The 12,619-nt window shown below is 70.5% G+C and carries 15 protein-coding genes; 13 read left to right on the top strand and 2 right to left on the bottom strand.

Translation table 11 applies throughout. The features are described 5' to 3' along the window. The first annotated feature begins 228 nt into the window (after window positions 1-228). From AQ610_RS08020 to AQ610_RS08040, 5 genes are all read left to right on the top strand, one after another. Window positions 229-543, top strand: coding sequence for a Dabb family protein (locus AQ610_RS08020; RefSeq protein ID WP_006026172.1), 315 nt, complete (start codon window positions 229-231; stop codon window positions 541-543). Then, entirely contained in the window at window positions 540-1,022 is a 483-nt protein-coding gene (locus AQ610_RS08025) for a PaaI family thioesterase (RefSeq protein WP_006026173.1), read from the top strand. Before AQ610_RS08020 ends, AQ610_RS08025 begins: the two co-directional genes overlap by 4 nt. 89 nt (window positions 1,023-1,111) lie before the next feature. Continuing rightward, on the top strand, window positions 1,112-2,110 hold the full coding sequence (locus AQ610_RS08030) for an NADP-dependent oxidoreductase (protein WP_009911992.1): 999 nt from the start codon (window positions 1,112-1,114) through the stop codon (window positions 2,108-2,110). A 98-nt stretch (window positions 2,111-2,208) separates the two neighbouring features. Then, window positions 2,209-3,168, top strand: a complete 960-nt coding sequence (locus AQ610_RS08035; protein WP_009911993.1) for an alpha/beta hydrolase — start codon at window positions 2,209-2,211, stop codon at window positions 3,166-3,168. A 346-nt stretch (window positions 3,169-3,514) separates the two neighbouring features. Further along, window positions 3,515-3,955: a GNAT family N-acetyltransferase gene (locus tag AQ610_RS08040; RefSeq protein WP_006026176.1), complete on the top strand. Its 441-nt coding sequence runs from the start codon at window positions 3,515-3,517 to the stop codon at window positions 3,953-3,955. A gap of 48 nt (window positions 3,956-4,003) precedes the next feature. On the opposite strand, the gene AQ610_RS08045 is transcribed toward AQ610_RS08040, so the two are convergent. Both AQ610_RS08045 and ygfZ read right to left on the bottom strand, forming a co-directional pair. Then, on the bottom strand, window positions 4,004-4,855 hold the full coding sequence (locus AQ610_RS08045; RefSeq protein WP_006026177.1) for an NRDE family protein: 852 nt from the start codon (window positions 4,853-4,855) through the stop codon (window positions 4,004-4,006). 64 nt (window positions 4,856-4,919) lie between these two features. Continuing rightward, window positions 4,920-5,966 carry a CAF17-like 4Fe-4S cluster assembly/insertion protein YgfZ gene (gene ygfZ, locus AQ610_RS08050; RefSeq protein ID WP_006026178.1) on the bottom strand — a complete coding sequence of 349 codons (1,047 nt, stop codon included), beginning with the start codon at window positions 5,964-5,966 and terminating at the stop codon, window positions 4,920-4,922. 78 nt (window positions 5,967-6,044) lie between these two features. Between ygfZ and mltG the strand changes: the two genes are divergently transcribed. The 8 genes from mltG to AQ610_RS08090 all read left to right on the top strand — a co-directional run bounded on the left by mltG (window position 6,045) and on the right by AQ610_RS08090 (window position 12,586). Next, the gene (gene mltG, locus AQ610_RS08055; protein ID WP_006026179.1) at window positions 6,045-7,064 is read left to right on the top strand and encodes an endolytic transglycosylase MltG; all 1,020 of its coding nucleotides are present in this window, start codon (window positions 6,045-6,047) and stop codon (window positions 7,062-7,064) included. Then, a complete protein-coding gene (gene tmk / locus AQ610_RS08060) occupies window positions 7,065-7,685 on the top strand; it encodes a dTMP kinase (protein ID WP_006026180.1) in 621 nt (206 codons plus the stop codon). Window positions 7,686-7,704: 19 nt separating this feature from the next. Further along, window positions 7,705-8,739 carry a DNA polymerase III subunit delta' gene (locus AQ610_RS08065; protein ID WP_006026181.1) on the top strand — a complete coding sequence of 345 codons (1,035 nt, stop codon included), beginning with the start codon at window positions 7,705-7,707 and terminating at the stop codon, window positions 8,737-8,739. A gap of 42 nt (window positions 8,740-8,781) precedes the next feature. Beyond that, window positions 8,782-9,288: a GNAT family N-acetyltransferase gene (locus AQ610_RS08070; RefSeq protein WP_006026182.1), complete on the top strand. Its 507-nt coding sequence runs from the start codon at window positions 8,782-8,784 to the stop codon at window positions 9,286-9,288. A 72-nt stretch (window positions 9,289-9,360) separates the two neighbouring features. After that, window positions 9,361-10,170, top strand: a complete 810-nt coding sequence (locus AQ610_RS08075) for a TatD family hydrolase (RefSeq protein ID WP_006026183.1) — start codon at window positions 9,361-9,363, stop codon at window positions 10,168-10,170. Window positions 10,171-10,182: 12 nt separating this feature from the next. Next, a complete protein-coding gene (locus AQ610_RS08080) occupies window positions 10,183-10,905 on the top strand; it encodes an ankyrin repeat domain-containing protein (protein ID WP_006026184.1) in 723 nt (240 codons plus the stop codon). A gap of 73 nt (window positions 10,906-10,978) precedes the next feature. Further along, window positions 10,979-11,332, top strand: a complete 354-nt coding sequence (locus AQ610_RS08085) for a Rap1a/Tai family immunity protein (RefSeq protein ID WP_009912008.1) — start codon at window positions 10,979-10,981, stop codon at window positions 11,330-11,332. A 66-nt stretch (window positions 11,333-11,398) separates the two neighbouring features. Next, entirely contained in the window at window positions 11,399-12,586 is a 1,188-nt protein-coding gene (locus AQ610_RS08090) for a mechanosensitive ion channel family protein (protein WP_009912009.1), read from the top strand. Window positions 12,587-12,619: the final 33 nt, after the last annotated feature.

Below are 12,619 nucleotides of genomic sequence, written 5' to 3' on the forward strand. Positions count from 1 at the left end.
TTCGCGGCCGCCCGAGCGCTACCGCTTCGCCGGGCTTCGCGCCAGAACCATCGGAATCGATAAGTTTGGTAGGCTTGCTGTCTGTCTCGGCTCGGCCGATGTCGGCGGCGATTTCGGGCGGCGCGGGCAAACGGCGGATGTCGCCGGACGTCCGGACCGCTGAACCGCGAACGCCGACGGCTCCGGCGAGGCGGAATTGACGAACGACTGCGAAGAACCACGGACATCATGATCAGACACATCGTAAGCTGGAAACTCAAGGAATCGGCCGAAGGCGCGACGCGCGCGCAGAACGCGCAGAAGCTGAAGGAAAAGCTCGAAGCGTGCCGCGGCATCGTGCCGGGGCTGCTCCATCTCGAAGTCGGGCTCGCGACGCCCGGCCTCGAGGCGACCTGCGACGTCGTGCTCGTCACCGATTTCGCCGACAAGGCCTCGCTCGACGCATACCAGGTGCATCCGGTGCACGAGGAGGTGAAGAAGTTCGTCGGCGCGGTGCGCGAGAGCCGCGAGTGCATCGACTACCTCGTCGACGACGTGCGATGAGCGCCGGCTCCGCCACGGCCGGCCGCGAGCCGGCGATCGAAAGCCCGTTCGTCGACGCGCTCGGCGTGCGGCTCGTATCCGCGAAGGACGGCGCGAGCGAGATCGTGCTGCCGCTCGTCGAGCAGCACATGAACACGTGGAACATCGCGCACGGCGGCGTCACGATGACGCTCGCCGACGTCGCGCTCGCGATGGCCGCGCGCAGCCTGACCGACGACGGCGTCGGCGTCGTCACGGTCGAGATGAAGGTGAACTTCATGCAGCCGGGGCGCGGCGAGTTGCGAGCGTACGGCCGCGTGCTGCACCGCTCGACGACGATGGCGTACTGCGAAGGCGAGGTCCGCGACAGCGCGGGCAACTTCGTCGCGAAGGCGCTCGGCACGTTCAAGTACATGAAGCGGCTCGCGGTCGGCCGCGACATCGCGCGGCAGCGCACCCGCACCGATCCGGGCGCGCATCCCGGCCCGAGCGACGCGTGATGCAATCGAGCGGCCCCGCCCGTCGGCGGGGCCGTTTGCCGTCGGCGCGGCCGCGCGCGGCGATGGACAGGCGGACAAGGAGGCAGGCGATGTCACAGGTCAACCGGCGGGTGCTGCTCGTTTCGCGCCCCGAACGCGAGGCGAGCGTCGAGAACTTCAAGCTCGTCGAGACGCCGCTCGCGCCGCTCGCCGACGGCGAGGTGCGCGTGCGCAATCATTTCCTGTCGATCGATCCGTACATGCGCGGGCGGATGAATGCGGGGAGGTCGTACGCCGAGCCGCAGCCGCTCGGCGAGGTGATGGGCGGCGGCACCGCGGGCGAGGTCGTCGAATCGCGCAACCCGGCGTTCGCGGTCGGCGACAAGGTGGTCGGCGCGTATGGCTGGCAGGAGTACGGCACGTCGACGGGCAAGGAACTGCGCAAGGTCGACACGACGCACGTGCCGCTGTCCGCGTATCTCGGGCCCGTCGGCATGCCCGGCGTGACCGCGTGGTACGGGCTGAACCGGATCATCCGGCCGCGCGCGGGCGAGACGGTCGTCGTCAGCGCGGCGAGCGGCGCGGTCGGCAGCGTCGTCGGGCAGCTCGCGAAGCTCGCGGGCTGCCGCGCGGTCGGCATCGCGGGCGGCGCGGACAAGTGCCGCTACGTCGTCGACACGCTCGGCTTCGACGCGTGCGTCGACTACAAGGCCGGTCGGCTCGCCGACGATCTCGCGGCCGCCGCGCCGAACGGCGTCGACGGCTATTTCGAGAACGTTGGCGGTGCGGTGCTCGACGCGACGCTCGCGCAGATGAACCCGTTCGGCCGAGTCGCGATGTGCGGGATGATCGCCGTGTACGACGGCGCGCCGGCGCCGCTCGCGAACCCGGCGCTGATTCTGCGCGAGCGGCTGCTCGTGCAGGGCTTCATCGTGTCCGAGCACTTCGACGTGTGGCCCGAGGCGCTCGCGCAGCTCGCGGCGCTCGTCGCGCAGAAGAAGCTGCATTATCGGGAGACGATCGCGCAGGGCATCGAGCGCGCGCCCGACGCGCTGCTCGGGCTGCCGAAGGGGCGCAATTTCGGCAAGCAGCTCGTCGCGCTCGTCTGACACGCCGTGGCATCATACGGCGCTCTGAGTCCCCGGGCCTTTTCGCCGGCGCGCTCGCGCCGCTCGCCCGCCGTTTGCCTTGCCGTTTGCCTTTGACGATGCCGCTGAACCCGAAGATCGCGCAGGTGCTCGACATGATCGAGCGCGCAAAACGTCCCGATTATCACGAACAGACGCCCGCGCAGGCGCGCGCGGCGTACGAGAAGAGCGCGCCGATCCTCGACGTCGCGCCCGCGCCGATGTTTTCGGTCGAAGATCTGCGCCTGCCGTCGCGCGACGGCGGCGCGTTCGGCGCGCGGCTCTATCTGCCCGTCGAGCCGAGCCTGGCCGAGCCGCTGCCCGCGCTCGTCTACTATCACGGCGGCGGCTTCACGGTCGGCAGCGTGAACACGCACGACGCGCTGTGCCGGATGTTCGCGCGCGACGCGCGTTGCGCGGTGCTGTCGGTCGATTACCGGCTCGCGCCGGAGCACAGGTTTCCGACCGCGGTCGGCGACGCGGAGGACGCGCTCGTGTGGCTGCATGCGCACGCGTCGCGTTTCGGGATCGATCCGGCGCGGCTCGCGGTCGGCGGCGACAGCGCGGGCGGCACGCTCGCGACGGTGTGCGCGGTGCTCGCGCGCGACCGCGGGATCGCGCTCGCGTTGCAACTGCTGATCTATCCGGGCACCACGGGGCATCAGCAGACCGAATCGCACGCGCGGCTCGCGAAGGGCTATCTGCTGTCGGCGGACACGATCCAGTGGTTTTTCGAGCATTACGTGCGCGACGCGTCGGATCGCGACGACTGGCGCTTCGCGCCGCTCGACGGCACGCGCGGCGCGCCGTCGTTCGAGCGCGTCGCGCCCGCGTGGATCGCGACGGCGGAGTACGATCCATTGGCCGACGAGGGCGACGCGTATGCGGACAAGCTGCGTGCGGCGGGCAACCGGGTGACGCTCGTCGCATACGCGGGAATGATTCATGAGTTCTTCAAGATGGGCGGTTTCGTGCCGGAAGTGCGGCTCGCGCATACGGACGCGGCGGGCGCGCTGCGCGCGGCGTTCGAAGGCGATTGAGCGCGAACGCGCGGGCGATTCGGCGCGGCGCGGAATCCGCGAGACGGGACGTGCGTCATGGGTCGGAGGGAATGCCGCGCCGCGTGTAGCGGCTCATCGCGGCTTGCGCGGCCGCCCGGACGGCGGGATTGGCCAATCGGCCGATTGCCGGGGCATTTCATTCGGCAGACGATACGGATATGAAGCGGGCCGATGAAGCGGGGCAACGAGGCGCGCCTATCATGCGGGGCCGTTTCCGGCGGCGGACACGAGCGGCACGGGCGGCCGGCGACGGCCGGATGATCGGCGCGCGAATGCGGTGCGCCGCACCGGGCCCGGCGAGAACCGGCTGACGAGGATTCGACACATGGAAAGCATCGAAATCGAAACAGGCGACTGGTCGCGCCTTGGCGGCGATGCGTCGCGGATCCGCGACGCGGTGTTCGTGCGCGAGCAGCGCATTCCGGCCGAGCTCGACCTCGACGACGACGATCCGCACGCGCGGCACGCCGTCGCGTATCTGGTCGGCGGGGCGGCGGGCGCGCGGCGCGCGGTCGCGACCGGGCGGCTCTTGCCGACGGGCGCGATCGGCCGGGTGTCGGTGCTCGCCGACGTGCGTGGCCGCGGCGTCGGCTCGCGGCTTCTGGACGCGCTTCTCGCCGAAGCGCGGGCGCGCGGCGACGCGCTCGTGCGGCTCTATGCGCAACAGCGCGCGGTCGCGTTCTATTTGCGGATCGGCTTCCGGATCGTCGGCGAGCCGTTCATCGAGGCGGGCGTGCAGCATGTCGAGATGGCGCGCGAGCCGTGAGCGGGGCGGGACCGGGCGGGCGCGCATCCCGATCCGCCGCCGGCGCGATCACCGCCGCGCGACGCCGCTCCCGTCGACATCGAACGTGTACGCGCGCTCGAACGCGCCCGGCCGCACGATCCGGTGCGAGCCGTCGTCGTCGCAGCGCTCCTTCATGTCGAACCTGAGCCGTCCCTCGACGTCGCGCACGACCCGCAGCACGGTCGTGCCGCGTGATCCGTACTCGGGCGTCTCGATGAACGCCGCGGACAGCGCGCGCTCGCGCTCGATCGGAATGCCCGTGTGCGGCAGTGCGTCGGCGGCGGCCTCGCGAGTGTCGCGCATCATCTCGATCAGCGCGTCGAGCGGCGCCGCCGCGTCGTCGGTGAGCAGCGCGCCGAGCGCGCTGCGCTTGCCGACGAGCTTCGGCCACGGCGTGTCGAGCCGCGCGTTCGACAGCCCGTGCATGCCGGGCGCGACGGACACGGGCGCATCGGGCGCGGGCCGCGCGTCGTCCGGCCGGTTGCAGTACCACGCGAGCTCGCCGCGCACGACGTCGCCCGCGAGCAGCGTGAAGCCGTTGTAGAACACGGCCTTCTCGGCGACGTTCGCGAGATAGTCGAGCGGCGCGACGTTCTCGCCCGTCAGGAATCCGGACACGAGCTTGCCGCGCGTCGGCGCGCCCGCGCGTATGTCGAACGGCGCTCGGTAATTGGTGAGCGCGGCGAAGCGGCCGTCGCGCGCGACGCCGAGCCATGTGCCGCCGCCTTCGAGATCGCGGCCCGCGAGCACGTGCGGCGCGTCGCTCCACCACGCGAGCGGCGCGCTCGTGCGGCGGAAGAATTCGTCGCGGTTCGCGGCAAGTGTCAGCACCGGGCCGTGCGTGGCGTCGGGCTGCCAATCGAATACGATCAGGCACATCGGGCGATATCCTCGCTGGGTGAGGCCGGCGCGCCGCGGCGCGTGCGCTCCGGCGGCGCGGCTGTCAGGCTTCGGCGGGCAGCGCGTAGGGAAGCGGCAGGAACGCGAGCGTCGGACCGTTCGCGGACGCCAGGTGGACCGACCCGTTCCCGAGCGCGGCGAGCTTGATCTCGACGAGCGCGTCGACGCCGCCTTCGGGCGCCGCCGCCGCGTTCACGATCATCCCGCACGGCTGACCGGGGTCGTCCGAATGATAGAGCTCGACGCCTGCACGTGCGGCGTCAGTGTCGGCCGCGACGTGCGCGAGCGCCGTGCGGCGCTTGATCGTGCCCCGGTACTGGCTGCGCGCGACGACTTCCTGCCCCGGATAGCAGCCCTTGCGGAAGTTGACGCCGCCGATCACGTCGAAATTGACCATCTGCGGGACGAATTGCTCGACGGCGGGCTGCGTGATGCGCGGCTCGCCCGCGCGCACGTCGAGCCAATCCCAGACGGCGGCCGACACGCGCGGCAGCGCGTTCTCGAGCGCGGGCAGGCGCGCGTCGAGCTCGGCGCGCGTGGCGATCCATAGGTGGCGCGCGCGCCCGGCCGCGTCGGGCAGCCGCACGAGCGCGCCGGCGGGCGCGTCGACTTTCGTGTGGACGCCGTCTGGCAGCGCATCGAAGATGCCCGACAGCGCGGCGCGCACGTCGCCCGCGAAGCCGACCGCGACGAGCGTGCCGCTCGCGTCGGCGAGCTTCGCCTTCGCGCGCAGCACGAACATCGACAGGCGCTTTTGCACCGCGGGCTGTACGTCCTTCGATACGAGCAGGCGCACGTCGTGGCCGGCGCGCCACGCGAGGAACGACGCGAGCAGGCGCCCCTTCGGCGAGCAGTAGCCGGCGAGGCGCGCGCTCGCGGCGTCGAGATGCTCGATGTCGTTCGTCAGTTGGCTGTGCAGGAACGTTGCGGCGTCGGGGCCCGTCACGTCGACGATGCCGAACTGTTCGAGCACCGCGAACGCGCCGCGCTCGAGCACGGCGGCGAAATCGCCGGCGCCCGGACGGGGCAGCGTCGGCGGCGCGGTGGGGGCGTCGGCCGGTGCGGCCGGAGAGGCGATCGGTGTGCTCATGGAATGAGGGAACAGTCAATCCTGACTTTGGCAGAGGCGAGCAAGTATTATATGGGTCTTACCTGATTCACGTTCCGCATGTCCCTACTGAAGAAGTGCGCCGCGCTCGCGGCGCTCGCCGTCGTATTGCTGGGCGCCGCGTGCGCGGGCGGCGCCTATTACTGGGCCACCCGGCCGATCGCGCTCGCCGCGCCCACCCTCGACGTCACGATCAAGCCCCGCAGCAGCGTGCGCAGCGTCGCGCAGCAGCTCGTGCACGGCGGCGTGAGCGTCGAGCCGCGCCTCTTTGTCGCGATGACGCGCGTGCTGTTCCTGTCGAGCCGGCTCAAATCCGGCAACTACGAGTTCAAGACGGGCGTGACCCCTTACGACGTGCTGCAGAAGGTCGCGCGCGGGGACGTCAACGAATACGTCGTCACCGTGATCGAAGGCTGGACGTTCAGGCGCATGCGCGCGGAGCTCGACGCGAATGCGGCGCTCACGCATTCGAGCGCGGGGATGAGCGACGCGGCGCTGTTGCGCGCGATCGGCGCGCCCGACGAAGCCGTCGCGCGCGGCACCGGCGAGGGGCTGTTCTTTCCGGACACCTACCTGTTCGACAAGGGCACGAGCGACCTGAACGTCTATCGGCGCGCGTACAGGCTGATGCAGACGCGCCTTGCCGACGCGTGGACCGCGCGCCGGCCCGGCCTGCCGTTCAAGACGCCTTACGAGGCGCTGACAGTCGCGTCGCTCGTCGAGAAGGAGACGGGGCACGCGGCCGATCGCGCGTTCGTGTCGGGCGTGTTCGCGAACCGCCTGCGGGCCGGGATGCCGCTGCAGACCGATCCTTCGGTGATCTACGGAATGGGCGACGCATACGCGGGGCGGCTGCGCAAGCGCGATCTGCAGACCGACACTCCGTACAATACCTACACGCGCCGCGGGCTGCCCCCGACGCCGATCGCGCTGCCGGGCGAGGCGGCGCTCTATGCCGCGGTGAACCCGGCGGCGACGTCCGCGTTCTATTTCGTCTCGAAGGGCGACGGCACGAGCGTCTTTTCGGACACGCTCGGGGATCACAACAAGGCCGTGGACAAATACATACGAGGTCAATGAATGGCGCGTGGCAAATTCATCACGTTCGAAGGGATCGACGGCGCGGGCAAGACCACGCATCTGCAGTGGTTCTGCGACCGGCTCCAGGAAAAGCTCGGGCCGGCCGGCCGGCACGTCGTCGTCACCCGCGAGCCGGGCGGCACGCAGCTCGGCGAGACGCTGCGCGAGATTCTCCTCAACCAGCCGATGGACCTCGAGACCGAGGCGCTCCTGATGTTCGCCGGCCGGCGCGAGCATCTCGCGCTCGTGATCGAGCCCGCGCTCGCGCGCGGCGATTGGGTCGTGTCGGACCGCTTCACCGATGCGACGTTCGCCTACCAGGGCGGCGGGCGCGGGCTGCCGCGCGACAAGCTCGAGGCGCTCGAGCGCTGGGTGCAGGGCGGCTTCCAGCCGGATCTGACGGTGCTGTTCGACGTGCAGCCGCAGGTGGCGAGCGCGCGGCGCGGCGCCGCGCGGATGCCGGACAAGTTCGAGAGCGAATCGGACGCGTTCTTCGCGCGCACCCGCGCCGAATACCTGCGCCGCGCGCAGGAGGCGCCGCATCGGTTCGTGATCGTCGATTCGAGCGAGCCGATTCCCCAGATCCGCAAGCAGCTCGAAGGCGTGCTCGCCGCGCTGTGACGAAAGGAAGACGCGAACGATGATCTATCCGTGGCAGACCGACGACTGGACCCGCCTGCAGGCGCTGCGCGCGCATTGGCCGCACGCGCTGCTGCTGTACGGCCAGGCGGGAATCGGCAAGCTCGCCTTCGCGCAGCATCTCGCGAAGGGCTTCTTGTGCGAGACGCCGCGCGAGAACGGCGAGCCGTGCGGCGCGTGCGCCGCGTGCACGTGGTTCGAGCAGGGCAATCATCCCGATTACCGGATCGTCGTGCCCGAGGCGCTCGCGGCCGAGCTGCCGGGCGCGGCCGACGAGCCGAAGGCCGCCGACGCCGACGAAGGCGGCAAGAAAACCAGGACCCCGAGCAAGGAGATCAAGATCGAGCAGGTGCGCGGGCTCGTCGACTTCTGCGGGATCGCGTCGCATCGCGGCGGCGCGCGTGTCGTCGTGCTGTATCCGGCCGAGGCGCTCAACGTCGCGGCTGCGAACGCGCTGCTGAAGACGCTCGAGGAGCCGCCTTCGGGCGTCGTGTTCCTGCTCGTGTCCGCGCGCATCGACCGGCTGCTGCCGACGATCGTGAGCCGCTGCCGGCAGTGGCCGATGACGGTACCCGCGCCCGACACGGCCGCCGCGTGGCTCGCCGCGCAGAACGTGGCGGACGCGAACGCGCTCCTCGCCGAGGCGGGCGGCGCGCCGCTCGCCGCGCTCGCGCTCGCGAGCGACGAGAACCGGCCGCTGCGCGACTGGGCGCTCGCGCAGCTCGCGGCGGGCGCCGCGTGCGATCCGTTCGCGTGCGGCGAGACGCTGCAGAAGCTGCCCGTGCCCGTCGTGCTCGGCTGGCTGCAGCGCTGGCTGTACGACTTGCTTGCCGAACGCGCGGCGGGCGCGCCGCGCTATTTCCCCACGCAGCGCGCGGCGCTCGCGCGCTGCGCGGCGGCCGTCGACGCGAACGCGTTCGCGCGCTTCCTGAAGACGGTCACGCGGCAGCGCGCGGTGGAAAACCATCCGCTCAGCGCGCGCCTCGTGTTCGAAGAGCTGTTTCTCGGCTATCGGGAACTGTTCGCGTCGTCCTGACCGACCGTTTCGTCCAACCGTTTCGCCCATCGGATCGCATTCATGACCCAGCTTGCCTACCGCGACGCCACACCCGTCGATCTGCCGGCGATCGTCGCGATCTACAATTCGACGGTCGCGTCGCGCCGCGTGACGGCCGACACCGAGCCCGTGACGGTCGACAGCCGCCGCGCGTGGTTCGATGCGCACAATCCGCATGCGCGGCCGCTGTGGGTCGTCGAGGAAGCGGGGCGGGTGGTCGCCTGGCTGAGCTTCTCCGATTTCTACGGCCGTCCCGCATACGGCCACACGGCGGAGATCAGCATCTATCTCGACGAGGCTGCGCGCGGCCACGGGCTCGGCAGCCGGCTGCTCGACGCGGCGCTCGCGAAGGCGCCCGCGCTCGGCGTGCACACGGCGCTCGGCTTCATCTTCGGGCACAACGAGCCGAGCCTGCGGCTCTTCGCGCGCTACGGCTTCGCGACCTGGGGCACGCTGCCGCGCGTCGCGGTGCTCGACGGCGTCGAGCGCGATCTCGTGATCGTCGGCAGGCGGCTCGCCGACGCCTAAGCACGCACGGCGCGGCGAGCGGGCGCGTCGGTCCGCCGGCGCCGGCACGCGCAGCGCAGCAAGGAATTCAACATGTTCGTCGATTCACACTGTCACATCAATTTCGAAGGGCTCGCCGACCGGCTGCCGCAGGTGCTGGACAACATGCGCGAGCACGGCGTCACGCACGCGCTCTGCGTATCGGTCGATCTCGAGACGCTGCCCGCCGTGCTCGCGATCGCACGCGATCACGACAACGTTTTCGCGTCGGTCGGCGTGCATCCGGACCACGAGGACGCGAAGGAGCCGACGGTGGCCGAGCTCGTCGAGCTCGCCGCGCATCCGAAGGTGGTCGCGATCGGCGAGACGGGCCTCGACTACTACCGGCTCGAAGGCCGCTCGATCGCCGACATGGAGTGGCAGCGCGAGCGCTTTCGCACGCACATCCGCGCGGCGCACGCGACGGGCAAGCCGCTCATCGTCCATACGCGCGCGTCGTCGGAGGATACGCTGCGGATCATGGCCGAGGAGCGCGCGAGCGCGCCGGGCGGCGTGATGCACTGCTTCACTGAGCCCTGGCCCGTTGCCGAGGCCGCGCTCGCGCAGGGCTTCCACATCTCGCTGTCGGGCATCGTCACGTTCAAGAGCGCGACCGACGTGCAGGACGTCGCGCGGCGCGTGCCGCTCGACCGGCTGCTGATCGAGACCGATTCGCCATACCTTGCGCCCGTGCCGTATCGCGGCAAGCCGAATGAACCTGCGTACGTGAGCCATGTCGGACGCTTTATCGCGGCGCAACGCGGGATGACCGACGAGGCGCTCGGCGCCGCGACGTCGCAAAACTTTTTCCGGCTGTTCAAGATCGCCCGCACGGGCGGCGCCAGCCCAGTCAACCAGGGGTAGGAGCTGAAAAAAATGAAGTCGATCAAGCACTTGTCGAAACAACGCACGATGGGCGCCGTGCTGCGCACGCTCGCGGTCGCGGGCGGGCTCGGTGCGCTCGCGGCGGCGTCCGCGCACGCGGAGTCGCTCGACGGGATCGTGAAGGCCGTCAAGTTCGACGACATCAAGGACATCTCGAAGCAACTGAAGAACGGCCTCGACCCGAACACGATCGCGCCGAACGGCGATCCGCTCCTCGTGATCGCCGCGCGCGAGAAGTCCGACCAGGTCGCCGCCGCGCTCGCGGCCGCGCCGAACGCCGATCTCGACAAGGAAGACAAGGCGGGCGAGAACGCGCTGATGCTGGCCGCGCTGAACGGCGATCTGCAGCTCGCGAAGCTGCTCGTCGACAAGGGCGCCGAAGTGAGCAAGAAGGGCTGGTCGCCGCTCCATTACGCGGCGACGAACGGCAACGACGAGGTCGTCAAGTATCTGATCGACAAGTCCGCATACATCGACGCCGCGTCGCCGAACGGCACGACGCCGCTGATGATGGCCGCGCGCGGCAACCACGGCTCGACCGTCACGCTGCTGCTCGACCAGGGCGCCGACCCCGCGCTGAAGAACCAGCTCGGCATCACCGCGCTCGACTTCGCGAAGCACTACAACGCGCCGGACGCGACTGCGATCCTGTCGAAGCGCACGGTGCGCATCGGCGATGCGCCGGCGCCGAACGCACAAAAGAGTGCAAAATAAGGGTTTTCGGCGCGGCGGCCTGCCGCGCCTTTCGAAGTATCGGCGGTTTCGCCTTCTGACATAAGGAAGATTCATGTTGCGGGCTATGTTTTGCGCCGCCGCGTTCGCCGTGCCGCTGACGGCGGCCGCCTTCACGGCCGGCGACCTCGACAAGCTGTGCGCGAAGACCGACGTCAAGTCGCGGGCGTCGTGCGCGGCGTACATCGAGGGCGCGGCGGACGGCGTCTACAACACGATCGACGCGATCGGCGGCACCACGGGGCCGCGCGTCGGCCAGTACTTCTGCCTGCCGCCCGACATCAAGGCGCAGCAGATGACCGATGCGGTGCGCAAGTACATCGCGGAGAATCCGAAGCTCGCCGACTACAACGCGAGCACGGCAGTGTCGCTCGGGCTCGGCAAGGCGTTTCCCTGCCGCGGCTATTGATCCGGGCCGGCCGCCGCCCCGGCGCGGGGGCGCGTTCCCCGCGAACCTGACGGAGACACGGCGCGCATGTTGACGATCGACGACTTGTGGCGCATCGCCGATGCGCCGCTTCATACCTGGCTCGGCACGCTTGTCGTGTCGGCGCTCGTGTTGCTCGCGGTCGCGGGCATGCACCGCGTCGGCGCGCGCATCGTCGTGCCGATCGCCCGGCCTTATCCGTTCATGAGCGTGATCGTGTCGTATGTCGACCGGCCGTCGCTCGCGCTGCTGTCGTTCCTCGCGCTCGAATTCCTGTGGCTGCAGGTCGACGAATCGCTGCCGCACGCGGGCGGGCTGCGCACGCTCGCCGCGGTCGGCACGATCGCGGCGCTCACGTGGCTGCTGATGCGCCTGGCCGCCGCGGTCGGCGACGCGATCATCCGCGCGCATCCGCTCGATACGCCGGACAACCTCGAGGCGCGCCGCATCCACACGCAGACGCGCGTGCTCGCGCGGACCGTGATGGTGCTGATCGTGATCATCGGCACGGGCGCGGCGCTGATGACGTTCCCGAACGTGCGGCAGGTCGGCGCGAGCCTGCTCGCGTCGGCGGGCGTCGCGGGCCTCGTCGCCGGTATCGCCGCGCGGCCGGTGCTCGGCAACCTGATCGCGGGGCTGCAGATCGCGCTGTCGCAGCCGATCCGGCTCGACGACGTCGTCATCATCCAGGGCGAGTGGGGGCGCATCGAGGAGATCACGGGCACTTACGTGTCGGTGCGCTTATGGGATCAGCGCCGGCTCGTCGTGCCGCTGCAGTGGTTCATCGAGAATCCGTTTCAGAACTGGACGCGCAGCAGCGCCGAGCTGATCGGCACCGTGTTCCTGTATGTCGACTATCGGCTGCCGCTCGAGCCGCTGCGCGCGGAGCTCGCGCGGATCGTCGCGGGCGCGCCCGAATGGGACGGCCGCGTGCAGGTGCTGCAGGTGACGGACGCGACCGAGCGCTCGATGCAGGTGCGCGCGCTCGTCAGCGCGCGCGATTCGTCGCTGGCGTGGGATTTGCGCTGCCGCGTGCGCGAAGGGCTCATCGCGTTCATCAATGCGCATTATCCGCATTGCCTGCCGCGCGAGCGCACCGAATGGACGACGCCCGATGCGCTCGCGCACGAGCCGCGTCCGGGCGAACGCGCGCCCGAGCCGGCCGCGAGCACTGCGGCGTTCACCGCCGCGGACCCGACGACGTCGGAGACCGGTGTGCCGCGCGCGCCGCATTGAGCGCGGCGCGCCGCGCCGGGCCGTGCGTCGCGC

The sequence above is a fragment of the Burkholderia humptydooensis genome, assembly GCF_001513745.1.
GTDB lineage: Bacteria > Pseudomonadota > Gammaproteobacteria > Burkholderiales > Burkholderiaceae > Burkholderia > Burkholderia humptydooensis.

Coding starts and splice junctions, on each gene's coding strand:
- AQ610_RS08040 (WP_006026176.1), top strand. CDS start 3,515: ATGGAAAGCATCGAAATCGAAACAGGCGACTGGTCGCGCCTTGGCGGC.
- AQ610_RS08070 (WP_006026182.1), top strand. CDS start 8,782: ATGACCCAGCTTGCCTACCGCGACGCCACACCCGTCGATCTGCCGGCG.
- AQ610_RS08085 (WP_009912008.1), top strand. CDS start 10,979: ATGTTGCGGGCTATGTTTTGCGCCGCCGCGTTCGCCGTGCCGCTGACG.
- mltG (WP_006026179.1), top strand. CDS start 6,045: ATGTCCCTACTGAAGAAGTGCGCCGCGCTCGCGGCGCTCGCCGTCGTA.
- ygfZ (WP_006026178.1), bottom strand. CDS start 5,966: ATGAGCACACCGATCGCCTCTCCGGCCGCACCGGCCGACGCCCCCACC.
- AQ610_RS08030 (WP_009911992.1), top strand. CDS start 1,112: ATGTCACAGGTCAACCGGCGGGTGCTGCTCGTTTCGCGCCCCGAACGC.
- AQ610_RS08035 (WP_009911993.1), top strand. CDS start 2,209: ATGCCGCTGAACCCGAAGATCGCGCAGGTGCTCGACATGATCGAGCGC.
- tmk (WP_006026180.1), top strand. CDS start 7,065: ATGGCGCGTGGCAAATTCATCACGTTCGAAGGGATCGACGGCGCGGGC.
- AQ610_RS08090 (WP_009912009.1), top strand. CDS start 11,399: ATGTTGACGATCGACGACTTGTGGCGCATCGCCGATGCGCCGCTTCAT.
- AQ610_RS08020 (WP_006026172.1), top strand. CDS start 229: ATGATCAGACACATCGTAAGCTGGAAACTCAAGGAATCGGCCGAAGGC.
- AQ610_RS08075 (WP_006026183.1), top strand. CDS start 9,361: ATGTTCGTCGATTCACACTGTCACATCAATTTCGAAGGGCTCGCCGAC.
- AQ610_RS08025 (WP_006026173.1), top strand. CDS start 540: ATGAGCGCCGGCTCCGCCACGGCCGGCCGCGAGCCGGCGATCGAAAGC.
- AQ610_RS08045 (WP_006026177.1), bottom strand. CDS start 4,855: ATGTGCCTGATCGTATTCGATTGGCAGCCCGACGCCACGCACGGCCCG.
- AQ610_RS08065 (WP_006026181.1), top strand. CDS start 7,705: ATGATCTATCCGTGGCAGACCGACGACTGGACCCGCCTGCAGGCGCTG.
- AQ610_RS08080 (WP_006026184.1), top strand. CDS start 10,183: ATGAAGTCGATCAAGCACTTGTCGAAACAACGCACGATGGGCGCCGTG.